The organism is Solitalea lacus (assembly GCF_022014595.1).
Classification (GTDB): Bacteria; Bacteroidota; Bacteroidia; order Sphingobacteriales; family Sphingobacteriaceae; genus Solitalea; species Solitalea lacus.
The window spans coordinates 3,394,514-3,421,247 of sequence record NZ_CP091740.1 but is presented as its reverse complement, the minus strand read 5'-3'; the positions used below and the strand labels follow the sequence as shown (position 1 = coordinate 3,421,247).

Below are 26,734 nucleotides of genomic sequence, written 5' to 3'. Positions count from 1 at the left end.
ATAGAATTATTATTCCCAAACCAATCAAATGTATGAAAGAACCGATACATTTTAAAATTCCGGGTATAAACAGCCCGGGTGCAAAACTGTGCAATAAACTTTGCAGAGCAACCGAAAACCAAGTTCTTCTTATCATGAAATTAACAGGTATAATGCTATTGGTCATAAGCCTGCATGTTAGTGCAGTTTCTTTGGGCCAAAAAGTAACTGTATCGTACAATAATGCCTCCTTAATAAAGGTGTTGCATGAACTGCGTAAGCAAACTGGTTACTTTTTTATTTTCAATAATGAAACCATTCAAAAAGCTCGTCCTGTAAGTATTAAGGCTGTTAATAAAGAATTAGAGGAGGTGCTTAAGGAGGTGTTCAAGGGACAATCGCTGGAGTATAGCATTCAGGATAGGATTATTTCTATAAAATCCAGCGAAGAGCATGTTATTGTTCCATTAATAAATATGGAGCTTGTTACCATTTCTGGAATTGTATCAGATGAGCAGGGTAATCCATTGCCAGGTGTGAGCATCTCCGTTAAGGGACATTCCAAAGGTGTTCAAACGGATACCGATGGCCGGTATACGCTCTCTGTACAAAAAGGAGAGGTGCTGGTGTTTTCATTTGTGGGTTTTAATTCAACTGAAATTAAAGTGACCGGTCAGCCAGTGATAAACATAATGCTGAAAGTAAATGTTTCGGCTTTGGTTGAGGTGATTGTAACAGGTTATACCGTTGAGAGAAAAACATTAACATCTGTTTCGGCCAGCACAATAAGTAATAATACGATTTCAAACCTGAAACCAACTACTATTGGTCAGGCCTTACAAGGCAATGTGCCGGGCATAATGGCAACCAGCGCATCAGGATCTTCAGGTTCGTCCACCACTGTTCGTATCCGTGGAATTGGTTCAATTACTAGTTCTGCTTCACCTTTATATGTAGTTGATGGTTTGATTGTTAACGATGGTCAAATAGGTGCTACAATAAGTTCTAATAACGAAGTGCTTAATAACCTGAATCCTGATGATATTGAAAATATTAGTGTGTTAAAAGATGCAGCAGCTACTGCTTTATATGGAGCAAGAGGTGGAAACGGTGTAATTGTAATCACTACCAAAAAAGGTAAGGAAGGTCCCACTAAGGTATCATTTTCGACAAGGCAAGGATTTAGCGAGGCACTAAAAGGTAATGTAAGGATGATGAATAGCCAACAGCTGTTGCAATATCACCGTGAACTGCTGACTTTAAGGGGCGAGGCCCAGGCTGATATATTAAATTATCGTCCTGATTTTCTTACCAAATACAATACTAACTGGTTTGATGAGGCTTACAGAAAGGGCTATGACCAAACCTACAACCTGTCTTTAAACGGCGGTAATAGTAAAACACGGTTTTATCTTTCGGGCGAATACAGCAATCAGAAAAATACCCAGATAGGAAACGAATTTAAACGTTATTCAACATTACTGAATTTAGATCATGAGGTGAATAAGCGTTTAAGTCTGTCGGCTAAGGCCAATGTTTCGTCAGCAAATCTTAATAACATTCCTTTTTTTGATGCTTTAAACTCTCCAACAAGGGGTGCCTTTGCTTATTTGCCGTTTCTGCCTGCAAGAGATGTGAACGGCAAGCCTTATGACGGTTTTCAAGCCGGTCAGCCGGGAGCTATAGGCTCAACACTTTTTGACCCAATTCCTGCAAGCTATAAACCCTTATTTTCAGGCGGCTCGTTTCTGGATGCAGCAGATAAGAATTACAGCCAAATTAAAAACATCCTTGCCTTATTGAATATTGAAGCTACTTATAAGTTTACCAACTGGTTGAAGTTTTCTTCGAATCTGGCTTATAATTATGGCAATAGTGAATCAAAAGAATGGCTCGATCCATTGAGTGCAAGAGGAAGCATATTTAATGGTGATTTGAATATAGGGAACAGTAATAACAACAACCTGATCAGTAAAAACCTACTGCGATTTGATAAATCATTCAACCAGGGGCATAACTTTTCAGCTGTTGCCGGCTATGAATATCAGTTTGGCAACAATTATACCTTTAATGCAATTGGTGATAATTTTCCAACCGGTAGTGTTCAATTGCTCAATGCAGCTGCAACGATAGCCCGGCCGATTGAATCAAAGTCACAGGAAGCCTACATCTCATACCTGTTTAATGTGAATTATGATTATGCCGGAAAGTATTTCGCTGGAGGCTCATTGAGGAACGACGGCTCATCGAAATTCCCTATTAATAATAAATGGGAAAATTATTTTTCTGTGAGTGGTGCCTGGCGCTTAGATAGAGAAAGCTTTATAAAGGAGGCTGACTTTATCAATCTGTTGAAGGTGCGAGCCAGCTTTGGTACTTCAGGTAATGATGCAGGGGTGCCACTTTATCCGCTGGGGAGATATTCAGTTTCAGGCACCTATAATGGGCAAAACATTATTCAACGGCTTGGATACTACAACCCTGACTTGAAATGGGAGAAGTCTGGATTGCTGAATGCCGGAGTAGACTTTGGATTCTTTAATTCGCGTTTGACCGGTTCAATTGAATATTATAACAAGAAGACCAAGAACTTCATCTTCGACCTTCCTGTATCTTATACAACGGGCAGTTTGTCAATTCTCGGAAATGCAGGAAAGCTTCAGAATTCAGGCTTTGAGGTTTCCTTATCCGGAACACCCATTAAAACCAGGGATGTAAAATGGCAGATTGATTTAAATGTTGGCGGCTATAAAAATAAGATCCTTTCACTGTTAAACGGTCTCGATACAATGTTTAGTTCGCGCAATATTTTGATTAAAGGAAAATCTGTCGGCACTGTTTACATGAAAGAATGGGCCGGTGTTAACCCTGATACCGGTGCGCCAATGTGGTATATGAAGGATGGAAGCACCACCAGCAACTTTTCACAAGCGCCTGCGCGGGTATTAGGCGATGCTCTTCCTAAATTAACCGGTGGTATTACTAATAGTATTGCTTACAAAGGCTTCGATCTTTCGGCGCTGATCACTTTCAGCCTTGGCCATAAGGTGATTAACCTTACCCGTCAGATACTTGAACACGACGGTGCTTCAGTATTGAATACAAATCTTACCACCGACGCTTTAAATTACTGGAAAAAGCCCGGAGATATGGTCCCGTTCCCGAAACCAGCCTGGAACAACAGCAACTCATCAAATGCAATTACATCACGTTACTTGGAGAATGCCTCGTTTGCACGCCTGGCTAACCTGCGTTTAGGCTATACCTTAAATCCCTGGAAGAGCACCAATTTAAGTTTTATTGACAGGTTTGTGGTGTATGCACAGGCTACTAATCTATATACTGTTACAAAATATAAAGGATTAGATCCTGATGTAAGCACTGCTTTCCGTCCGTTTATTAATAATGTGCTGGGTGGTGATGGACGTGATTCAGGAGGACTGGAAAACTTTAGATTACCAACTTCAAGACAGTTCAGTCTTGGATGTTCTATTACATTTTAACGGTTCATGGTTGGATGAAAGTAAATGCAAAGACAATGAAAAAGAATAAACTTAATTATATAAATAGGTATGCTTTCAGAATAATGATAGCCTCAGCATTGACACTATCGTTGCCGGCATGCCATGGCAAACTTAATCTGGAACCTTTTGACAGTTTAAACGAAAATCAGGTTTTTTCGGATAGCAAAACCTTGAGGAATTATTTGAATGGTGCCTACGGAACAAATACATCAGGCCTAAAGAATTCCTCTTTCTATGGTAGCAGTTTAATTACCAGTCAGAATTATCAGGGAGTGGATTTATATTCGACCGGATCGGGCTCTCTTTCGCAGTACATTATGACCGCTAATAGTTCGGGTAATCCAAGCTGGACAGTTGCTTATTCTGTTAACTTCATTGCCAACAAGGTAATTGAAAAAACTGTTGAACCTTCTTTAAGTACCTTCAAAGGGGAGGCTCATTTTATCCGGGCAATCACTCTGTTTGATCTGGCCCGAGCTTATTGCCGTCCATTTACTAACCTGGCAGCTAAACCTGATGATCCTAATACAGGTTTACCAATTGTCTTAATTGCATCTGGTATTCAGGCTGATCCGTTTGCCTTGCTTCCCGGACGGGCTACCTTGCGTGAAACTTATACGCAAATAATCAGCGATTTAAAAGAAGCACAAAATCTATGTCCTGTTTCGGAGCCCAAAACCTCAGCCATTAATTATGCATCTAAAGATGCCGCCACTGCTTTATTGGCCAGGGTATACCTGTACATGGGCGACTGGGATAATGCCATTAATGAAGCGTCAAAGATCGTTTCTGCTAACAAGTATGCATTATGGAATGCCGCCGAATTAAAGGATATCTTCACTAAAAGTAAAACTTCGGAAGAGATTTTCACGTTGGCCTTTGATGCCGGTTCACCTAACAGTATTTTCATGACGGAAGTAAAGAGTGGCATGTTCATTACACCAAACTGGCTCAATATTTTGGGTGATCCCATTAACTCAGCTGATGCACGCAAGAACCATATTGTTAAGGTTGCCAATACCAATAACTACCGGCTTTCTAAATATGATCAACCTGTTGGGACAGCCTTTGTTGACGTTCGGGTATTACGTTATGCAGAAGTTATATTAAATAGAGCCGAAGCCTATGCAGAAAAAGGCATGCTTATGGAAGCCGTGACCGATGTCAATGCCTTACGCAGTAAACGCGGTCTTCCCCCATTTGCATCAGCATTGCAGGCTGAAGTGTTGGATGAAATTAAGAAGCAGCGGCGTCTGGAGTTTTTGGGTGAGGGCTTTGCTAAGGTTGATATTTTCAGGAAGAATGATACTCGTCCTGCAATAACCGGAACACCTTATATCATTAATGAAATCAAGCCTGATGATTTTAGGGCGGTGTTCCCCATCCCGCTTGCAGAGGTTCATTATAATAAAAACGTCAAGCAAAATCCCGGGTACGGGGATAACTAGTCTAAGAGGAAACCTGAATCCCTTGTTTATACAATCGAAATGTGTTTAGGTAAGGATGCCTGCTTGTTAGCAGACAGGTATCCTTATTTAAATAGTGCTGCACTTAGTTTGTATAACTAACTGCTTGAAATTAAAAAATAATCATGTTAAACAGAATGAAGAAAATAACACTGTCGCTGATATTTATTATCAGCTGTATAACCGCTAACGCCCAGGAAAGGGGTTTTACCATTAAAGCTAAGCTACAAAATGTAGGCAAGTTCAAAGTTTTTATAGCTTATACTTCGGCACAAAAACATGTAATAGATACTAATTATGTTGTGGAGAATGGGTCTCTGATTTTTAGAGGAAGGCTAAACGAGCCAACAGTAGTGACAATGGGAGTCCGTAATCCTGCCTTGAGCATTAAGGTTGGAAAAGGTGCTATTCCCTCACCAATTTTGAAATTCTTTTTGGATAATGATGACCTAGTTATTACGGGCGATGCAAATGAAATTTACCGGGCCGATGTAAAGGGTGGCAAGCAAAATTCGGAGTGGGCAGTTATTAAAGCACAACAAGCTGAACTAACTCACAAAGAATGGACGGCAGCAAAAGAGGGGTATGCAGCAATAGCTAAAAATGGGGATTCTTCGCTGTTTAAAAAAGCGCAATCCCTTCGCATAGCTAATAGTAAACAAGATGAAGCCTTACAAAAGGCATTCATTAGAAAATACCCTGGTTCATTGGTGAGCATGTATTTTCTGTCTAATATGATTAACAGTTTGTCGATTGACGAATTGGAAACATCATTTAAACGGTTGAGTAATGAACATAAACACTCAGACTTTGCGCAGCGTATTGTTGATAAAATTAACAACAGTAAAGCTACTGCTATTGGAAAAACAGCAATTGAACTCAATAAAAAAGATATGAACGGCAATGCTGTAAATCTGCAAACACTAAAAGGGAAATATGTACTGCTCGATTTCTGGGGTAGCTGGTGTGGGCCTTGTCGTCAGAGTCATCCGCATCTGAAAGAATGGTATTCAAAATATAAGGATCAGGGTTTTGAGATTGTGGGGATCGCTCATGAACAGGGGAATGATCTGCCTGCTTCAAGAGCTTCCTGGCAGAAGGCTATTAATGAAGACGGAATTAATTGGATACAGGTACTGAATAACGAGGATATGGAAAAGTTTAATGCGGTTAAAGCTTATGGAGTCACCGCATTTCCTACCAAGCTGTTGTTGGATAAAGAAGGTAAAATCATTGCACGCTCTGTAGGAGAAAGCGCTGATTTTGATAAGAAGCTGAAAGAGATCTTCGGCAAATAAATTAATCTGTTAAACTTAAAATCTGTAATAATGAAAAAGATTTTTTCGCTACTGTTTCTATTAATATCTGCCAATACGCTATTTGCCCAGGAAGGTATCATCTTCGATCATGGTACCTGGAAGGAAATATTGACTAAAGCAAAACAAGAGAATAAACTGGTATTTGTAGATGTATATACCAGCTGGTGCGGGCCATGTAAGAAAATGGTTGCTGAAGTTTTTCCAAAGAAAGAAGTAGGCGATGTTTTTAATGCCTCATTTATTAATTACAAAATTGATGCGGAGAAAGGAGAAGGTATGCAAATAGCAAAAGAATTTGGCGTTAAGTCTTATCCTACTTATCTGTTTGTGAATGGCGATGGCGGATTGGTTTACCGGTCGGGTGGGTATAACGAGGCCAAAAAGTTTTTACAAGAGGCAACTATTGCCCTTAAAGAAAAAAAAGATCCAAAACCTCTTGCTAAATGGGAAGATGAATACGATGCAGGACAACGGAGTAAAGAGTTTTTGCTTGGCTACCTGAAAAAAAGAGCGACACTAAAAGCTCCCAGCGCAGAGGTTATTGAGGTTTTAGTTCCCCAGCTTACACCAGCCGATCTTTTGAGTCAGGAGTTTTTAACTTCTGTAATATATTCTAATGAGAATATAGCTTATGTGCCAAAGGGTAAATTTTTCAACTATGTTATCAATCATCATGATGAAATTGATGCTCTTTTAGCTAAAAATAAAAATTATTCATTGCGTGTATTAGACAATGGCATTCAGCAATATTTTATTAGTGATATTATCGCCAAAAATAAGGAGGGGATGCTGCCAGTGATGGAGGCTGCTAAAAAGCAGGTAATGGGCTTGCTGAAAGCTGATGACATCGAAACAATTTCTAAAAGGCTTAGAATGGATTATTATAAAGGAACACATAATTCCCAAAAGCTCATTCCTGCTGCATTAGACTATGTTAATAATGGTCTTATGAAAACAGATATTGCCGGAATGATAGCTGCAGATGTAGCTGATTATCAGAAATTCAGACAACCCTACCTTGATGGAAAAGCTGATTCTTCAAAAGTTGAACAATGGCATACAATGAATAGAATAATGGCAAACCAGCGGGTATGCAATTTCTCTTACAATTTACGTGAGGCTGCAGAAGCGATTTACCATAATGTTGAAGACAAAAAGGTATTAGCGCAAGCTGCTGAATGGGCAAAAAAAGCAGCAACCTATTTTCCTCATTTTTCTAATGAAGCTGTGTATGCGGGCTTGCTTTTAAAGTGTGAAAAGAAACAAGAAGCTATTGAAATGATGAAAAAAGCAAGTGAAGATAATATTATAAAAGGCAAAGATCAACAGAAAATGATACTGAGCAATATTGAGAAAGCGGAGAAGGGTGAGATGCCGGAGAAACTGTGGAAGCTTTAGGTTTAAGGTTAGATAGATTTTTAACTAGTAAAAACAAAAAGAATTATATAAAATGATTAAACAAGTGTTAACATTTTTCGGGCTGGCCTTTGCCATGACTTCAATGGCCCAGGAAAATAGCCAAAAGCAAGCCTATGTTATTAAAGGTCAGTTGAATGAATTGCAGCAAGATGCTAAGGTTTTTCTTGAATATCGTAATAGTAACGGGCGGGTTCAGGATTCAGCAATCGTGCAAAACGGACAATTCATGCTCAAAGGTGCAATAACCGAAACAACCTTCGCAACAATTACTCTAAAGCCCTTGCAAGAAGATAAGGAATTATCGGCCATTGAGAAAAGGTTCACTGCTGATCAGCAGTCGTTTTTTCTCGAAAAAGGCGCTATCACTTTAAAGGGCAATAATCAGGTGAAAACGGCTGTCATAAAAGGCGGCAAGGCTCAAGCCGATTATTTATTGTTGCAATCGCAGTTAAAACCCTTGCAGGAAAAAATGGATCCTTTAAGCCTTAAAATTAGGCAGTTTTTTAAAGAAAAGAACGAAGCTGCAGTGGCGGAGTTAAGTCCAAAATTACAGGAGATACGAAGGGAGATGAATAAGGTAGAAGAAGACTTCATTCGTCAGCATCCTGACTCATTCGTGAGTCTTAATTTATTGGATCAAAGAGGCGGGGTTATTGATGTAGCTAAATTTGAGCCTTTATTTACTAATCTGAGTAACTCATTAAAGAATACTTCTGTTGGAAAGAAGTTGGCGGCCAATTTAAGTAAGGCTCTGAAAACGGCAATCGGTCAACCGGCGATTGATTTCAGTATGAATAATACCGAAGGGCATCCGGTTTCGTTATCGTCATTAAAAGGTAAGTACGTTTTGGTTGATTTCTGGGCCAGCTGGTGCGGACCATGCAGGGCTGAAAATCCACATGTAGTAAAAGCCTATCAACAATTTAAAGACAAAAACTTTGAAATTCTGGCAGTTTCTCTTGACAATGACAAAGAAGCCTGGTTAAAAGCTATTAATGATGATAAACTGCCTTGGCTTCATGTGAGCGATTTAAAAGGATGGAAAAATGCTGTTGCTAATGAGTATGGTATTTCTGCCGTTCCACAAAATTTACTGCTCGATCCTAATGGTATTATTGTAGCCAAAAACCTTAGGGGAGAGGAATTAGCTCGAAAATTAGACGAGGTGCTCGAAAAGTAAGATTTGTTACCATAGAGGATAAGACAGATCAAAATGCTCCTGATTATCTTCTGCGAAACAGCCCGGCTCCCGCCGGGTTTTTCGTTTTTAAACAATATTTTAAGATTCGTTAAAGAAAAATAAATTTTAGGAAAGTGGAGAGTTAGATTGGTTTTTCTTAGTTTCAGCAACGAAAGTGAAATCATTAAATATGTCCAATAGTTTTTTTCAGCTGCCTTTTAATTTTAGTGAAAAAGCGCTTCTGTCTGATTTGCAAAAATGTTTCAATCTAGCTTGGATGGCCCATTTCAACCAAAATGATTATGCTGGAGAATGGACTAGCATTGCCCTGAGATCGGCATCAGGATTGATTTCAGATGTTTTTGCCCATCCCAATGCAGATTATCAAGATACTCCATTACTAGCCCACTGCACTTATTTTCGTTCTATTATAGACTCGTTTAATTGTGAAAAGGAAAGCGTTCGACTTTTGTCTTTAGCACCGGGTAGCAAAATTAATGAGCACGTAGATCAGGCAGGAGGATATGCTGATGGGTTTCATCGTTTACATATACCTATTCAAACGAATGCAAAGGTTGAATTTATTGTAGACGGAAAGCATGTTCCTATGAAGGTTGGAGAGTGTTGGTATGCTGATTTTAGCTTACCACACAGTGTTGTTAATAATAGCAATGAAGCGAGAATTCATTTAGTTATTGACTGCAAACGTAACCAATGGTCGGATGAGTTATTTGAACAATGCGGCTATGACTTTAGTTTAGAGCAAGCTGGAAATAAATACGATAATGAAACTATTTTGAAAGTAATAGATGAATTAGAACAGTTAGATTCTCCGGTTTCCAGAGAACTCATTGAACAATTAAAAAGTCAGCTTAATTAGGAGTATGTTCGAAAAGATAAACTCAGATTTAATTAAAAATTGGATTCCGGTTAAGTTAACTAATTCAGCTAATCAATGGTTATTTGAATGGTTGTATATAGGTGATAAACGATTTATAGAACCCTTTTTTGATGAAACAATAGCAATCTGCAGATCTCAGCCATTCAATAGCAAGCCTATTCGATTGGCGTCAGATTTTGACAGTACTGTTTTTCAGGCCAATCATGTTGACTCGATTGCTCCATCAGCTATTATATTTCATGTTTCTCGATGCGGCTCAACATTGCTTTCGCAATTACTTGGTATTAATGAGCAATGTATTTCCCTGGCAGAGGTTCCTTTGTTTGATGATATACTGCGTTTTCATTTAAAAAATCCAAAGGTAGCCCAAGTAAATCAGCGAGAAGCTCTAAATGCAGCAGTCAAGTTAATGGGCAAAAAACGGGATGAGAGTGAACGTTCTTTGTTTATTAAGGTGGATAGTTGGCATGTCTTTTTTTATGAAACATACAGAAAACTCTATCCTTCTGTTCCATTTATTTTATTGTATCGTTCTCCTGATGAAGTAATTCGCTCTCATCAACAATTGCGCGGAATGCAAGCCGCACCAGGGGTAATTGAACCAGAAGTTTTTGGGTTTAAACCTGAGGATGTTAATTACGCTAACCTAGATGCATATATATGCGATGTGTTAATCAAGTATCAGCAGCAATTTCAAAAGATCGTGCAAACAGATATTAATGCTCATTTGATTAACTATAACGAAGGTCCTTTAAAAATGATGGAGAAAGTATTTCGCATCACAGGAAAATCAGTTACTGATGAGGTGTGGAATGAAATAGTTGAGCGAAGCTCGTTTCACTCTAAGCATCCCGACAGAAAATTCACTGAAGAGCGGAAGCAGGAACTCAATATTTCGGAACTAAATATGGCCTTTAAACTGTATAATGAGTTGGAAGAAATTCGTACATCAGTTACTTCCATTTAGTTTTCACCTCAGAATCAATTGGTGCATAATTAATGTACTGTACCATGCGTGGCAAATGAGAAGTATTACTACTGCTGCCATGAGGTAAAGCCTGGTGCCAAATAATAAAATCTCCGGCATTTGCAGTTATTGGGGTAGCTCCTAATTGATGAAGATCTTCTTTTCGTGGATCCGTTTCAAATGGTAAACTATTGATCCAACTTTCAATTCTATGTTGAAAGCCAGGAACTAAGGTAAATGCACCTTGATCTGCCTGTGTATCTGATAAATAAAGTAATCCTTGCAAGCCAAAAGGAATTGGTAATTCAAGGCTTACATCCCAATGTAAGTGGGGGCCGGGGAACTTCCAGTTTTCATTTTCTGGCGGATTAAAACTTACTCTGTCAGTACTTACCCATAAGTCGGTTCTATTCCATAGTTGCTCGTATGCAGCTTTGATTTTGGGTGAGTTTCTGTTCTTTTCTAAAGCAGGATGCTGAAACAATTGTACCATTATACCCTGACGGGCTGAATGCTCATTGTACCAAGTTATCGGATTGTTCAAATCAATAGACAAAAATTTGGTAAGAGCGGCAATTACTGCATCGCAATCTTCTTTAGGGACAGCGTTACGTACTATTACATAGCCGTTACGTTCCCAAAATAACATATCATCCTCACTTAAAATACTATCTGTTAATAAGCTTTCAGAAAGTTTGTCCTCAAAGAAACTGGCATTAAATAATTTGATTTTTTCTTCATCTAAAGCATTATTATTTAACCTTAGAATCCAGTTTTCGAAAGCATTGAAATCAGGCGCTTCATTATAGAGGTAAATTATGGTTTGTTCAAGTCCAACTCCAAGAATATTTAACAAGGTGGTGTCGGTGGTCCATTCTGCTAGAAAGGCATCTTGAGGTATAATGCCAGCCCTCTTCTTCATGGTTTTATCCCAGAAACGTTTCAAATGAAAGGTATTCAACACTCCCAGATCTTCTGATCGAAAAAGCTCAGCTTTAGTTTTATTCATTTGGTGAGATAATTTGCTTGATTTTGCTTTCTTGAGGTTTTTGTGTCTTTAAAATAAAATCAGCTAAAACTTGGGCCGAATGCACAGGTGTTTCCCTATCGGTGTTTAAAATCAGGTCAGCATTTTCAGGGGATTCATAAGCCTGACTGATTCCTGTAAAATGATAAACCTTTTCAGGGTGACCATCAGGTAATAAGGCTCGCTTATATAGACCCTTAGTGTCGCGCTCGATCAATCTTTCAATTGCACAATTTACCCAAACAATCTTCGCATTATATTTTCCCGCTAGTTCCTTTCTAATGCATTCAAAAGGGTTAATTGCAGCAATAATACTTATATGGCCACTTAAGGCAAAATCGTTGGCAACAGCTCCTAATCTTCTTATGTTTTCTTTCCTATCATCTTCTGAAAATCCCAAATCTTTGCATATGGTTGCTCTGTACCTGTCGCCATCAATTATTTCTACTGGAAATCCATGTTTGCTCAATTCTATTGCAGTTAACCCAGCAATGGTGGTTTTTCCTGCGCCAGAAAGCCCTGTTAGTTGAATAATCACTGATTAATAATTGTTAAATCCATAAATTAAAATATTAGGCCTTACAATAACTTCTTGTTTGAGCTTGTTAGCTCCAAGTTTTTTATTGATTTGATGAGGAAAAACATCCCCGTAAAAGTGTGTTGTTTAGTAGAAATTTTCTGCCATTATTAATAATGGTTGGTTAATAATATCATTTAAAATTATAAAAGTAGAAAGAAATTTTATTACCAAATAGTTTGTTATGAGTACATTGTAACTTTTATGAATTAAATTTAACTAATTATATATATTTTTTAATAATTAAGTTGTTGATTATCTGTTGATATGATAAAAAATTACTTATTGTGAATAAATTTTCTTGTGTGGAAATTTTTGCCTACTAAAAAATAAGTTCTATAATTGCGCTGCAAATCAACAGATTGGCAGTTATTTAGGCTCCATTATATAAAAAACAACTTAATTTAAATAGATACACTATGGATGAATACTTAGCAATCATTAAGCTTTTTGCTGGAAACTTTGCTCCAAGAGGATATGCAATTTGTCAGGGACAACTACTACCTATCTCTCAAAATTCAGCATTGTTTTCAGTTTTGGGAACCACCTATGGAGGCGACGGACAAACTACATTTGGACTGCCGGATCTTAGAGGGCGTGTCGCAGTAGGTTATGGACAAGGAAGAGGGCTTTCAAACTATGTATTAGGAGAGGTTACCGGTATGGAAAATGTAACCCTTACCCTTAATAATTTACCTGCGCATAATCACGCTATAATCGGGACTGTACAATTACCAGTAAATGTAGATTCTTCAGCTACAGATAGTCCTTCGGGTTCTTACCCTGGCCCAACTCCAGGAAATACTTATAACCCAACTCCTAGCCCTGGTGAGTTTGCCGGTAATCTTACTACTAATTTGAACACAGCCATTACTGGCAATAGCATCCCTGTAAGTATTATACAGCCAACTCTTGCGCTGAATTACATTATTTGTACTCAAGGTGTATTCCCGTCAAGAAATTAACGGAATGAACAGATTTTAATAAGTTAAGCGGACTTTGTAATTGTCCGCTTAATTACTTTGAGTTTATCATCAAATACTATGACAGAAAAAAGAGTAGGAGTATTACTTCCTCGATCTTCGCTATACCCGACTTTATCAATTGACTTAATGTCTGGTTTTAAGGCCTACTTGAAAAAATCCGAGGTTTCTGTTAAGATATTTTCTGAAAATATAGGTTTTGGAGAAGCAGAGGCTGTAGTTTATACCAAAGTAGAAAAGCTTCTTTTGGATGAAGATGTTTCATTTGTTATTGCATTTATCGATCATACCGAGGCATTTAAGCTGGTGCCATTATTTTCTAAGCTTAATAAGCTTTTAGTCGTAATGGATCCGGGAGGGCATATTCCTATCGACTGGCAATCTTCCCCATTTTGTTATACATTATCCCTTCAGGCTGCATTTGGTAGTAGGCTCACAGGCCAATTGTCAGGACAAGAAGGAGCTGTTCGCCCCGTTTTTGCCACTTCTTTCTATGACGGAGGATATTTACAATGCTTCGCTTACCAGAAAGGAATTGAGGCTGGCGGTGGGCAGATTCAATCCCATTTAGTTGTTCCATACGTTAGAGAAGATTTTAGCATTTCTCCTTTACATGACGTTTTGGAGCAAAAACAACCAGATTCAATTTTGGCGCAGTTTTCAATAGAATCCGGTGAATTTTTCCTGAAAGAATACACTCGTAGTGGTTTATATAAAAAACTAAAGCTTTACACTTCTCCATTTATGCTCGAAGAGACATGGCTTAATTCTATGGATTATCCTTTTGAGGGTATCAAGGGTCATGTAACATGGTTTCACGATCTTGAAAATGAATCGAATCATTTGTTTAAAAGAACCTTAGGAGGCCAAAGTAACATTTTCTCAATGTTTGGTTGGGAAACTGGTCAATTCTTCATCCAGTGTACTACTATTCTAAATAAATATAACGGAGTAATAGTTGATGCAACTCACGAACTTGAGGCCATCGCATTTGAGAGCCCTAGGGGGGTGGTTGAAATGCATAGCACTTCTCATCATTTGGTAGCTCCTATGTACATCACTGAAGTAATACCTAGTCAATCTGGCAAATGTAAACTTCAGCTTATTGACACAGTTCCTGATATTATTGAAAAATTTGAGCAATACAAAATAGAAAAACCTGAAGGAGTATTCTCCAAATGGACCAATACTTACTTGTGCATTTAACATTCAAAACAATCTACTATATCTACCCAACAGCAAACATCAATTAATAATGAAGAAACTCTGCTTTAAGAAAAAAATCAATTTAAATCTGAGAAAAACATCACTTCTCTTGTTGATACCAATCCTATCATTATGCTCCAGTCGCTTAATGGCTCAAACAACATTGGCTCCTGGAGATCTATCAATTACCGGCTTTAACTCAGCCTTGACAAACAGAGATGGATTTTCATTTGTCTGCTGGGTTAATATCTCATCAGGTACTGTAATAAAATTTACAGATGATGGTTTTAATAGCGCTTCACACTCAAATACTGCAGGAAATATAAGGGAAATGGAACAAACCATTACCTGGACTGCAACTAGTAATATTGCTGCCGGAACTATCATTATTATTGAAGCAGATGGCACTACGCCAACACCAACAACATACAGCAATTTAGGAACTGTTAGTATTGCAACTGGTAGCACAATGCTTCTTGGAAACAATGGAGACCAGATATTTGCTTTCCAAGGCAGTTATACTACTTCTAATAGTACTTTAGGAACACTTTCTGGTACAATGCTATATGGTATTTCATTTCAAGGTACAGGTGCAAATACAACATGGTTATCTACTGGTACTACAGGAACAGTAAACTCATACCTTCCTTCTGATTTGTCATCTGCAAATATGTTTTTGGGAAGCAATGCCGTAGCTGCCGAATATAATGGACCAAGAACGGGATTAACCATTGCACAGTACAAAGCAGCCGTTGCTAATATTGCTAACTGGACACTTTATACAAATACAAGTAGCCCCAATGGCGTAACTTCATATTCTACTACTCCGATAAGTAGTGCTGCTCCAGCTCCTTCCATTACAGGACAACCATCAAACAGCACAATCTGTGCTGGAGCTAATACTTCATTTGGGATTACAGCGTCTAATGCCACAACTTATAAATGGCAGGTTAGTACTAATGGAGGAGCCTCTTTCAGCGACTTAAGTAATGTGGCGCCTTATTCAGGTGTATTAACAACAATATTAACTATTACTGGAGCAACAAGTGCAATGAACGCATATCAATACAGATGTATTGCTTCCGGTTCTTCCTCTCCTGATGCGACTTCCAATAATGCTACACTTACAGTAAATTTAATTACTGTTACTCCAGTTTCCCAAACCAATGTGGCTTGTAGAGGATATTCGACAGGAAGTGCTACTGTGGTAGCTTCTGGAGGGACAGCTCCTTATACTTATTCATGGGCGCCATCAGGTGGTACCGGGGCAACAGCTTCGGCATTAGCCGCTGGAACATATTCCGTAACTGTAACCGATAATATTGGTTGTCAAGCTATAAAATCATTTACAATCACCCAACCTGCAGCTGTTCTTTCTACTAGCGGTACTAGTTCTAAAACCGATGTGTCTTGTAACGGCGAATCAAACGGAACAGCAACTGTTGTCGCTTCTGGCGGAACGGCTCCATACACTTATTCATGGGCACCTTCTGGTGGCACTGGGGCCACTGCATCGGGATTAGCTGCTGGAACATATACCGTTACTGTAACCGATATCAATTCTTGTCAAACGACAAGAGCCTTTACAATCAATCAACCGGCTGCCATCAGCGGAACATCCGTTATAACTCATGTTGCATGTAACGGCGGAGCCACAGGAGCAATTAACCTTACACCTACGGGTGGAACACCGCCATATACTTTTAACTGGGGTGGCGGTATCTTTACTGAGGACAGAACAGGATTGACAGCAGGGAGCTATTCGGTTACCATTACAGATGCTAATAATTGTACTGGAACGGTTAACGTAACTATTAACCAGCCTACAGCATTGGTGGCAACAGCTGGTGCTCAAAACAATGTAAGCTGTAACAGCGGTTCAAATGGTTCTGCAACTGTGAATGTAACAGGAGGTACAACGCCGTATATTTATAGTTGGGCACCTTCAGGTGGTACTGGAGCTACTGCTTCAGGCCTTGCAGCAGGAACTTATACTGTAACAGTAACCGATGCTAACAGTTGCCAGACTACACAAAGCTTTACAATAACTCAGCCTAATGCTCTTGTAGCATCATTTGGTGCTCAAACCAATGTAAGCTGCAATGGGGGTTCTAACGGATCGGCTACAGTAAACGTAACTGGTGGTACTGGAACTTATACTTATTTATGGTCACCATTGGGTGGTACTGGAGCTACTGCTTCAGGCCTTCCAGCCGGAACCTATACTGTAACGGTTAAAGATGCAAATCTTTGCCAGACAACACATAGTTTTACCATAACCCAGCCTTTATTGCTTTCTGCCACAACATCTAAAACCGATGTTTTATGTAACGGAGGAGCAACAGGATCGGCAACGGTAACTGTTTCCGGAGGAACCTCTCCATATACGTATTTATGGTCGCCATCGGGTGGTACCGGAGCAACAGCATCAGGGCTTGCGGTAGGAAACTACAGCTGTTTGATAACAGATGCTAAAGGATGTACCATTACCCTAAACTTTACTATCAATCAACCTGCAGCACTAAATGCTACTACTGCTCAAGTGAATGCTACCTGTTCAACACCGGGGCAGGCAAGCGTAACTCCATTTGGCGGTGTAGGTTCTTATTCTTATTTATGGTCTCCTGGTGGAGAAATAACACAAAGTGTTACCAATCTTGCAGCAGGAAACTACAGCTGTCTGATTACAGATGCTAATGGTTGTACAGTAACTAAAAATTTTACTATCACTACAGCTAATACACTTGTTGCTTCCACTGCACAAACCAATGTATTGTGTAACGGCGCAAGCACAGGCTCGGCTACGGTAGTTCCTTCAGGAGTACCTGGTCCATTTACCTATGTATGGTCACCATCAGGAGGCACGGCAAATACAGCATCAAATCTTGCAGCCGGAAATTACAGTGTACTAATAACATCTTCAAACGGCTGTTCTATAACCAAAAGCTTTACAATAACACAGCCTGTGGCTTTGTTAGCAACAACCGGCTCACAGACTAATGTAAGCTGTAACGGAGGATCTAACGGTTCAGCTACAGTAAACGTAAGTGGAGGAACGGGAACATATACATATAGTTGGGCACCTTCAGGAGGTACAGGAGCCACAGCCTTAGGGCTGGCAGCCGGAACCTATACTGTTACGGTTAAAGACGCCAACCTTTGTCAAACAACGCAAAGTTTTACTATTAACCAGCCAGCAGCATTAAATGCTACACCAACACAAACTAATGTAAGTACAGCAGGAGGAAACGATGGTTCTGCAACCGTTTCTGTAAGTGGAGGAACAGGAACTTATACTTATTCTTGGTCGCCAAGTGGTGGTGCCGGATCAACTGCATCGGGCTTAACTGCAGGTACTTATACATGTACAATTACAGATGATAACTCTTGTACGCTAACCCAAACATTTAATATTTTACAGCCAGCAGCTTTGACGGGTTTTTCGGCAATGAACAAAACTTATGGAGACCCGAGCTTTACGATAACAGCTCCAACATCTAATAGTGCTGGTTCATTTACTTATGTAAGCAGTGATGCAACAGTAGCAAGTGTAAGTGGAAATTCAATATCGATACTTAAACCAGGCGTAATTACTATCACCGCCACACAATCGGCAAATGGAAACTATACTTCGGCTTCAATTTCTGCAACCCTTACTGTAAGTCAAAAAGATATATCGGTTACCTTAAATAATTCTCCTTTAATTATCAAACAATATGATGGAAACACTTCAATTGTCCTTAATGCATCAAACTACCAGCTAAATGGTATAATAGGAGCTGACAATGTAACCATAAATGGTATCGCTCAATTTGATAATAAAGATGCTGGAAACAGTAAGGCAGTCATTGCCAATAACTTTGTGTTATCAGGTACGGAAAAGGATTACTATAACTTAACAACGACTACTGCAACCACAACTGGAACGATTACTCCCAAACAGGTAACGGTAACAGCAGATGCTAAAAGCAAGGTATACGGAGATGTTGATCCAGGATTAACCTATGTGGCAACAGGATTAATAAATGGGGATGCATTAACCGGCAGCTTGAGTCGTGACGCAGGAAATACTGTAGGCACCTATCAGATCAAGCAGAATACGCTAGCAAATGCTAACTATACCCTGACTTATACCGGTGCCAATCTTACCATTACTCCGAAAGCGGTATCGGTAACAGCCAGTGCACAAACGAAAGTATACGGAGATGTTGATCCAGGATTAACCTATGTGGCAACAGGGTTAATAAATGGCGAAGTATTAACTGGCAGCTTGAGCCGTGACGCAGGAAATACTGTAGGTACCTATCAGATCAACCAGAATACGCTAGCAAATGCTAACTATGTCCTGACTTATACCGGTGCCAACCTAACCATTACCCCGAAAGCGGTAACGGTAACAGCAGATGCTAAAAGCAAGGTATACGGAGATGTTGATCCAGGATTAACCTATGTGGCAACAGGATTAATAAATGGGGATGCATTAACCGGCAACTTGAGTCGTGACGCAGGAAATACTGTAGGCACCTATCAGATCAAGCAGAATACGCTAGCAAATGCTAACTATGCCCTGACTTATACAAGTGCCAACCTTGCCATTACCCCGAAAGCGGTAACGGTAACAGCAGATGCTAAAGCCAAGGTATACGGAGATGCAGATCCAGGATTAACCTATGTGACAGCAGGGTTAATAAATGGTGATGTGTTAACCGGCAGCTTGAGTCGTAACTCAGGAAATACTGTAGGTACCTATCGGATTAACCAGAATACGCTAGCAAATGCTAACTATACCCTGACTTATAACGGGGCCAACCTTATTATTACTCCGAAAATAGTAACGGTAACGGCCAATGCACAAACGAAAGTATACGGAGATGTAGATCCAGGATTAACCTATGTAGCAACAGGATTAATAAATGGCGATGTATTAACCGGCAGCTTGAGTCGTGACGCAGGAAATACTGTAGGCACCTATCAGATCAACCAGAATACGCTAGCAAATGCTAACTATACCCTGACTTATACAGGTGCCAACCTTACCATTACTCCTAAAGCAGTAACGGTAACGGCCAGTGCACAATCGAAAGTTTACGGCCAGGCAGATCCAGACTTGACTTATCAGGAAACCGGGTTGATTAACGGTGATGTATTAACCGGAAGTTTAAGCCGTACAACAGGAAATAATGTAGGTGTCTATGCTATCAATAAAGGTACCTTATCAGCTGGAAACAATTATTCATTGAATTTCCAATCGGCGGATTTGACAATTACGAAAGCGGTATTAACCATTACTGCCGATAACAAACAAACCTGTCAAGGCACTTTGCCGAATTTAACAGTAAACTATAACGGGTTTAAGAATGGGGATGGAGAGAGTAACTTGCAAACCAAACCAACTGTTAATACTGTTGCTAATTCAACTTCAGTAGCTGGTAATTATATCTTAACCCCTGCAGGTGCTGCATCCAACAATTACACATTCGTTTATGTAAATGGAGGTTTAACAATTAACGCTTTACCTCAGTTAAGTATTAGTAGTAACAAGCCTCAGCGCATTTCTAAGGGAGATTTTGTTGAGTTGAAAGCTCAGGGAAATGCTTCAGTTTTTGAATGGCAAGAAGCTCCTGGTATTCAAAATGGCAAAAGTACTTCTGTTTTAACAGTAAGACCAATGCAAACTACTACCTATGTGGTTAGAGGCTACAATGAAAATGGTTGTTATACTGAACAAACCTATACGGTAGAAGTAGTAGAAGATTTTGTGTTAAAGGCAACCAATGTAATTACTCCTAATGCTGACGGCCGTAACGATAAATGGTTGGTTCGCAACATCGAAAGCTATCCAAACAACCTGGTGAAAATTTTTGATAAGGCAGGCCGAATTATCTACACCAAGACAGGTTACCTTAATGAATGGGATGGATCCTTTAACGGCCAACCATTGCAAGAAGGTACTTATTACTACATCATTGACTTGGGTAATGGGTCAAAACTGTATAAGGGTTACATTACAGTAGTTCGCGACTAACATTTGGTTTAACTCAACGAGAATACAATATGAAAAATATAAAATATAAAAAGTGTATTTACCTAATGACAATGCTGTTGTCATTAGGTATTACCTTGCCGGTAATGGCACAAAGGAGCTTAGTTCCAGCTCAATATTTCTTTAATCAATACCTGGGTAATGCGGCAATGGCTGGAGCTGATTCCAGTTTGAATATTATGTTGTCGTATAATAAACAATACGATGATATGCCTGGCGCTCCCGTTAATTCGCTGTTAAGTGCAGACTATTATTTAGGGAAAAGGGTAGGTTTGGGCTTAAATGTGTTTAATCAAAAAGCCGGCCTGCTGAATCAAACCCGTGTAGCCCTATCATATGCCTACCACTTGCCTGTAGCTGAGGGACAGCGGTTGAGTTTTGGTATTTCAGCCGCCGTGGTTAATAATAGCTTACCCTTAAGTGATGTAGATGGTGATCAGGAAGATCCGTCGCTGTTGGACTATAACTCCAGAGGGTCATATGTTGATGGTGATTTCGGGCTAGCATATACAGTTAAAGGATTGAATGTACAAGCTTCTCTACCAACCATTCGGAACTATATTGTTAAAGAGGTATATCATACAGTGGATCGTCCTACGCTTTTTACTTCGGCTTCGTATAAATTTAATTTTGGTAAAGAGTTTAACAGTGTAGAGCCAAAGTTGTGTTATACTCAAATCAAAGGTAATAGCGACCTTTGGGATTTTGGATTAGAAGCTCGTTGTGCCAATAATTTAGCTTCAATTCAGACTATTTATCATAGCTCATCAAACTACACAGTGGGTTTAGGGATAGATGCATGGTCGCGCTTTAAAATAATGGCATTTTATACATCTGAAACGAAAGATACTAGACGTTATACAGATGGAAACCTGTCGTTAAATCTCAGGGTGTTACTGCACAAGACGAAATAGGGACTTTACAAGATTTTATAAGAAAAGGCTTTTAGAGGAATCTAAAAGCCTTTTTACAATATTATACTTGTACTGATTGTGAATTGGCTAATACAGTTAATTTTTGAATATCAAACTCAAGATAGATACTGGTGCCATGTTTTTCTTCTGACTCAACCTTCATGTTGCCATTAAATGATTCGACTCTTGAATGCAGGCTTGAGAGCCCCATTCCGTTTTTGATCTCATCATTATAATCAAAACCTTTTCCATTATCTTCAACGGTCATGGTCAATAAATGATCATGGCAGCTAATCTGAACAATAGCTTCGCTTGCTCCTGAATGTTTGATCACATTATTGACTAATTCCTGCACAATGCGATAAACCGAAAGCTCAAAACCTTGCTTAAACTTGGGTACATCACCAAGCGTAACAAATTCTACACTGATAGCAGCACTGTTGATTCGTTTACAAAAATTCGCTAGTGCCACAACAAGTCCGTGTGTTACCAATAATTCAGGCATTAAATTATGAGCCGTTTTGCGTATTTCGCTCGCCGATTCATCCAATAAGCTTAGGGCATGTTCAAAACTCTTGTCATTTTGCAGTTCCAAACTTTTTGCTTTAAGCACGCTGAAGTGCATTTTTGTTGCAGAAAGCAAACCTCCAACGCCATCGTGTAATTCCTTAGCAATGCGATTGCGTTCTTTTTCCTCGCCTCTTATCATTGCCTCCAAACTGTTTATCTCTTTTTCCTTCTCCAGTAATTGAAGGTTTTGATTCTGCAGCATTATCTTGTTGCGATAATTAGTGAAAATGAAAGATGAAATTATTAGGATAAGTACAATCCCGGCAATAGGTACCATTAACAAACGTGTTTTTTGCTTTATGGCTAAGTCTTTCTGAGCTATCTGAAGTTGTTTTTGCGTAAGTTGCTGGTCTTTTTGCGCGGTTTGGTACTTAATTTCGAGTTCATTTATAGTTTTAATCTGTTTTTCGCCTAAAACACTGTCTTTGTATTGCTGTGCTAAAACATAACAATTGTAAGCCTGTTTATAATTGCCAATAGCAGCATACAATTTAGTTAATGAACTGTAAATATTGCCCGAAATCTCAGTTGTTTTTAACGAACGAGAAAGGTTTAGTGCATCGATATAGTAGTTCTTTGCAGTATTATATTTACCAGTTAATAAATATAAGTCGCCTACCCGTTTTTTTATATCAGCAATATCAAAAGGAGTGGTTTGTTTTAAGGCATACTGAAGACTTTTTAAACCATATTCAATAGCTTTCTCGTATTCCTTTTGGGTTTTATAATAATCTGAGATGTTAATATTGGTAACCTGAAGACAATAATAATTATCAATCAACTTTGCTATATGCAATGCTTTCTTTTGTATTGCAAAGGATTGTTCAGTTTTTTTTAAATCATTTAAAACAGTTCCTAAATTGATTAATGAGTTGCATAAGACTGTTGAGTCATTCCCATGTTCGGCATAATTAACAGCTTGCAAATGGTAGGAATAAGCTTTTTCAAATTGCTGCATTTGTTGAAATATTGCACCAACGTTGCTATTTGCTTGTGATAATGCATCTAATTGCGAAAATCTCTTGAAAACATTAAGGGCCAGTTGATAATATGATAAAGCACTATCTAACTTACTTTGGAACTGATAAACATTTCCTATGTTAGTGTAACAGGCTCCTTCTCCAAAAGGATACCTTATTTTGTGATATAAGTTTAATGATTTGCGATACATTGCCAAGGCCTGTTGATATTGGCTTCTATCCGAATAAACAATCCCACTGTAATGCAGCGCTCTTGCCTGCCCTAAAATGTAATTCAATTGCAGGCTTATTTCGTATGCTTTCCGATAAACAATTAATGCGGTTGTTTTATCCCTGCTTTCTAATGCATAGGCAGAATCGAGCAGCTTCTTAACCGTATTACTATCGGGTTTAGATTGCTGAGCATTAGTCTTAGATATAGTCGACAAAACCAACCAGCACAATATATTTAGGTAGAATATTTTCTTAAATCGCATGCTTTTCAAATAAAAATAAGGCTTCAGTTTGATGATGAACGCTATAATACATTTTTGTTGTAGATGTAGTTTTTGATTACAAATCAAATATAATAGAAGATGGTGATTTTGTCTGGTTATGGGGTGTTATATGTTCTCATATGTATTACGAATGACCCTTGAATGAAAAGGCTTTTAGAGCAATCTAAAAGCCTTTTGTTTATATTTTACCCTGACAATACCGAGATGGTTTTTGTCTTCAAGAAAAAATTATGCATCCGGAATTACAGGTTCAACTAATTTTGTCAATTTATCCAGTGACTCCTGCCAGCCTAAATAACACATTTCTACAGGAATTAAAGAAGGAATGCCTTCCTGAACGATTTTAAGCTCCGTGCCGCAAGAAACCTTCGTGAGCCAGATCGAGGTCATCATTACTCCAGGCAAGTTAGGATCGTCAAATTGATCTGTGTATTTGATGAACTCATTGGTTTTGAGTTCCATAAATTCTCCGCCAAAGGAATGTCCGTTTCCGGTGGAGAAATTGATAAAGGACATTTTATAACGACCGCCTACTTTCACTTCCATATTATGAACAACACATAAAAATCCATAAGGTGGAAGCCAAGATGCAATAGCGTTACTGTCTGTAAAGGCTCGATAAAGTTTTTCAGGAGTTGCTTTAAGCACTCTGTGTAATGATACAGTGTTTGACATATGTATTTATTTTTTGTAAGTCCTACTCTTTGGGATTTTCGGTTCTTAGTAATTCGGCGGAAGATCTTATAGAAAGTAGAGTCAACCTAATTTAAGAAATAAAACTTAATATCAAGTTATAACTCTATGTTGTTGCAGACGATATGATTTGGAGGAGGCGGGAAATGATGAGATTAAAGCAGGAACAGCCGGAGAAACATTGTTGAATTCAATGTTGCAATTGCAGGTATTGGATATTGCCAATACCTGCAATTGCAGTGGGTTATTAAGCAATTTCGTTAAGTTTATTTCCTTTAATTATGAACGTCGTACTGAGTCTGCACTGTTATCAATGGTATTCGCTAACGTTTTCGGGCTTTGCGTTCTGACGGTTTTTTTTGCCAGGTATCTCCTGACTGGTATATCATAGAATACCATTGCGAAATAGGCAATGACGACTATTAAAATGATTCCCGGTATGATAATATAGGGTAGTGCCCCAATTGGCGGCTTTTCATTTGTATAATAATTTCCAAAAATCCATATGACTGCATAATGCGTCATGTAAAGAGGGTAGGATATGTTGCCGGAAAACCGACAAATTTTTTTCCATTGAGGCGACAGGCTCGAGCCGGCTCCGAGAGAAACGATCAGTGGAAAATAGAAGAGTACAACTAGCGGCTCCGTCAGCCAGTTCCACTTAGATCCGGGCATAATAAAGGCTAAAAACAACAATATGGCAAGGCCTATAAACCCAAGCTTGTTTTTAATAATCCAATTCGAACGGTAAAGAAAGAGCCCTGCTAAAAAGGAATAAGCAACACGGGCTCCTCCATCTAAAAAGTTATCTTTTGACCATCCGCCCAGAAGGTTTCCTGCCCGGTAACTAACTATACAAATACCAACGGCAGCCAGCAAAGTCAATAGTGCCAAGGAGCGACGGCCCACCTTATAAAGGACAAAAGCATAAAATAGATTGGCAACATATTCCCAAAAAAGTGACCAGGATGGTGCATTGAAGGCAAAGAGGTTATAAAAACGTTCTTCCATCAGGGGAAGCGGAATAAGAAGAAGCGAGCAGACAAATAACAAAACAAGTTTGCCTGTGTCATAAGCTATGCTTGTTGCGAAGGGATCAAAAAGAAAGCCCAATAAACCCAATGCAGTACCCAAGATCACTAAAGGGTGTAATCTTATCAGTCTTAACTTGAAAAACTCCTTCACTCCCAAATTCCGGATACGGTTATCATAGGCATATCCTATTACAAATCCGGATAAGCAGAAGAAGAAATCAACGGCTAAAAAACCATGACCAATAAAGTTTTTGTTGACATCGGTGAAAACCCATTCCATAAAGTGGAAAATGACAACAGCCAGCGCGGCAATACCTCTTAATCCATCAAGAATCTCAAAATGTTTTTTCGTATTTAAAATATTTTCGTTTGGATTTTCTTTGTTCATCTTAGATAAGTGCGAAAAAATCATGCTTCGCTGACATTGGTTTAAGTAATAAAGGCAGAAATGCTGCCGCAAACGTTTCTAGGATTGCCTATCGGCGCAAAGAAAACTTTGGCTTTATAATCAACCCGTGGCTAAAATAGATTGATTTGGTGGAAGAATCAAGTAGTATGTCTTCTGCGCTGTAAGTCAAAATGCTTGTAGCAAGCGTATACCCAAATTGTTTTCAGATAAGATCTTTTCGGTTTATCCTCTAATATGATGATCTGATGGCTGGCCATATTGCCGGCCGAGGGCTACATACCTTTCTTCACGATGTGTAAGTGTTCAAAAGAAGTAGAAGAAACGGCAGTGGAATTATTGTTCCCATGTACCAAATAAATTGTAAATAGTAATGCCAAAACATTCCGATGCTCAAGGACAAAATCCTTAATAGACTGTAATGATTTGGTCATATGGCTATTTACTGTAGCAATAGAAATGCCCAACAATTCTGCAGTCTCTGCATAGCTTTTATCCTCAATTTTGCAGAGCTGGAATACCCGTTTTTGTTGTGTTGTTAGCTGATCGATGGCGCGCTGCAACAGTAACGATTTTTCCTTGTTTTCAAGCAGCTCTTGAGCATCCAGGCAATAATCCATCGTGTTCGCTACTAAGGAATTTATTAGCGTTTGGTCATTCGCTACCTTTCGGAAAAAGTTATAAACAAGGTTTTGGGCAATGGTATACATGTAAGATTGAAAAGATTTTTCTAAATCAATCGTTTCACGGTTATTCCATAATTTAATGAAAAGTTCTTGTAACAACTCTTCTGCATCTTCAGCATTTTTTACCATTCTTAAAATACGCAAGTACAGAGGCTTACTATAAGCTTTATACAAAGCAGTAAAGGCAGACTCATCGCCTTCTTTTAGCTTGATAAGCAATTGCTGTAGTATGTCGTCTTCCAGAATCTTCAACTTCGTTTTATCTTTTCTCGTGTGCAAACATATAAAAAATCAGATTAAATGAAAATTTATTTAGCTGAATATTAGGTGATTATTAAATAATTGTAATTTTTTTACAATTGG

At 38.8% G+C, this 26,734-nt stretch carries 17 protein-coding genes; 11 read left to right on the top strand and 6 right to left on the bottom strand.

Annotated features, from left to right (window positions below):
* Window positions 1-32: 32 nt before the first annotated feature.
* From L2B55_RS14740 to L2B55_RS14710, 7 genes are all read left to right on the top strand, one after another.
* Window positions 33-3,482, top strand: coding sequence for a TonB-dependent receptor (locus L2B55_RS14740; protein ID WP_237846918.1), 3,450 nt, complete (start codon window positions 33-35; stop codon window positions 3,480-3,482).
* A 35-nt stretch (window positions 3,483-3,517) separates the two neighbouring features.
* Window positions 3,518-4,951, top strand: coding sequence for a RagB/SusD family nutrient uptake outer membrane protein (locus L2B55_RS14735; RefSeq protein WP_237846917.1), 1,434 nt, complete (start codon window positions 3,518-3,520; stop codon window positions 4,949-4,951).
* 155 nt (window positions 4,952-5,106) lie between these two features.
* On the top strand, window positions 5,107-6,267 hold the full coding sequence (locus L2B55_RS14730; protein ID WP_237846916.1) for a TlpA disulfide reductase family protein: 1,161 nt from the start codon (window positions 5,107-5,109) through the stop codon (window positions 6,265-6,267).
* 30 nt (window positions 6,268-6,297) lie between these two features.
* On the top strand, window positions 6,298-7,686 hold the full coding sequence (locus L2B55_RS14725) for a thioredoxin family protein (RefSeq protein WP_237846915.1): 1,389 nt from the start codon (window positions 6,298-6,300) through the stop codon (window positions 7,684-7,686).
* A gap of 52 nt (window positions 7,687-7,738) precedes the next feature.
* Window positions 7,739-8,887: a TlpA disulfide reductase family protein gene (locus tag L2B55_RS14720; RefSeq protein WP_237846914.1), complete on the top strand. Its 1,149-nt coding sequence runs from the start codon at window positions 7,739-7,741 to the stop codon at window positions 8,885-8,887.
* Between the two features lie 277 nt (window positions 8,888-9,164).
* A complete protein-coding gene (locus L2B55_RS14715; protein WP_237846913.1) occupies window positions 9,165-9,767 on the top strand; it encodes an aspartyl/asparaginyl beta-hydroxylase domain-containing protein in 603 nt (200 codons plus the stop codon).
* 4 nt (window positions 9,768-9,771) lie between these two features.
* The gene (locus tag L2B55_RS14710; RefSeq protein WP_237846911.1) at window positions 9,772-10,755 is read left to right on the top strand and encodes a sulfotransferase; all 984 of its coding nucleotides are present in this window, start codon (window positions 9,772-9,774) and stop codon (window positions 10,753-10,755) included.
* Here L2B55_RS14710 and L2B55_RS14705 read toward each other — a convergent pair.
* Both L2B55_RS14705 and cysC read right to left on the bottom strand, forming a co-directional pair.
* Entirely contained in the window at window positions 10,742-11,764 is a 1,023-nt protein-coding gene (locus L2B55_RS14705; RefSeq protein WP_237846909.1) for a phytanoyl-CoA dioxygenase family protein, read from the bottom strand. The genes L2B55_RS14710 and L2B55_RS14705 overlap by 14 nt on opposite strands.
* The gene (cysC, locus tag L2B55_RS14700) at window positions 11,757-12,320 is read right to left on the bottom strand and encodes an adenylyl-sulfate kinase (protein WP_237846908.1); all 564 of its coding nucleotides are present in this window, start codon (window positions 12,318-12,320) and stop codon (window positions 11,757-11,759) included. Before cysC ends, L2B55_RS14705 begins: the two co-directional genes overlap by 8 nt.
* A 458-nt stretch (window positions 12,321-12,778) precedes the next feature.
* Here cysC and L2B55_RS14695 point away from each other — a divergent pair, with 458 nt between their 5' ends.
* From L2B55_RS14695 to L2B55_RS14680, 4 genes are all read left to right on the top strand, one after another.
* Window positions 12,779-13,324: a phage tail protein gene (locus tag L2B55_RS14695; RefSeq protein WP_237846907.1), complete on the top strand. Its 546-nt coding sequence runs from the start codon at window positions 12,779-12,781 to the stop codon at window positions 13,322-13,324.
* A gap of 78 nt (window positions 13,325-13,402) precedes the next feature.
* Entirely contained in the window at window positions 13,403-14,548 is a 1,146-nt protein-coding gene (locus L2B55_RS14690; protein ID WP_237846906.1) for an ABC transporter substrate-binding protein, read from the top strand.
* 49 nt (window positions 14,549-14,597) lie between these two features.
* Entirely contained in the window at window positions 14,598-20,573 is a 5,976-nt protein-coding gene (locus tag L2B55_RS14685) for an MBG domain-containing protein (protein ID WP_237846905.1), read from the top strand.
* A gap of 29 nt (window positions 20,574-20,602) precedes the next feature.
* Window positions 20,603-21,505, top strand: a complete 903-nt coding sequence (locus L2B55_RS14680) for a PorP/SprF family type IX secretion system membrane protein (protein WP_237846904.1) — start codon at window positions 20,603-20,605, stop codon at window positions 21,503-21,505.
* Window positions 21,506-21,566: 61 nt separating this feature from the next.
* Here the strand turns inward: L2B55_RS14680 and L2B55_RS14675 are convergent, their stop codons facing one another.
* The 4 genes from L2B55_RS14675 to L2B55_RS14660 form a co-directional block, all read right to left on the bottom strand.
* Window positions 21,567-23,531 carry a tetratricopeptide repeat-containing sensor histidine kinase gene (locus L2B55_RS14675; RefSeq protein ID WP_237846903.1) on the bottom strand — a complete coding sequence of 655 codons (1,965 nt, stop codon included), beginning with the start codon at window positions 23,529-23,531 and terminating at the stop codon, window positions 21,567-21,569.
* A 249-nt stretch (window positions 23,532-23,780) separates the two neighbouring features.
* Window positions 23,781-24,227 carry an SRPBCC family protein gene (locus L2B55_RS14670; RefSeq protein ID WP_237846902.1) on the bottom strand — a complete coding sequence of 149 codons (447 nt, stop codon included), beginning with the start codon at window positions 24,225-24,227 and terminating at the stop codon, window positions 23,781-23,783.
* 297 nt (window positions 24,228-24,524) lie between these two features.
* Entirely contained in the window at window positions 24,525-25,667 is a 1,143-nt protein-coding gene (locus L2B55_RS14665) for an acyltransferase family protein (protein WP_237846900.1), read from the bottom strand.
* 293 nt (window positions 25,668-25,960) lie between these two features.
* Window positions 25,961-26,650, bottom strand: coding sequence for an RNA polymerase sigma factor (locus tag L2B55_RS14660; protein ID WP_237846899.1), 690 nt, complete (start codon window positions 26,648-26,650; stop codon window positions 25,961-25,963).
* Window positions 26,651-26,734: the final 84 nt, after the last annotated feature.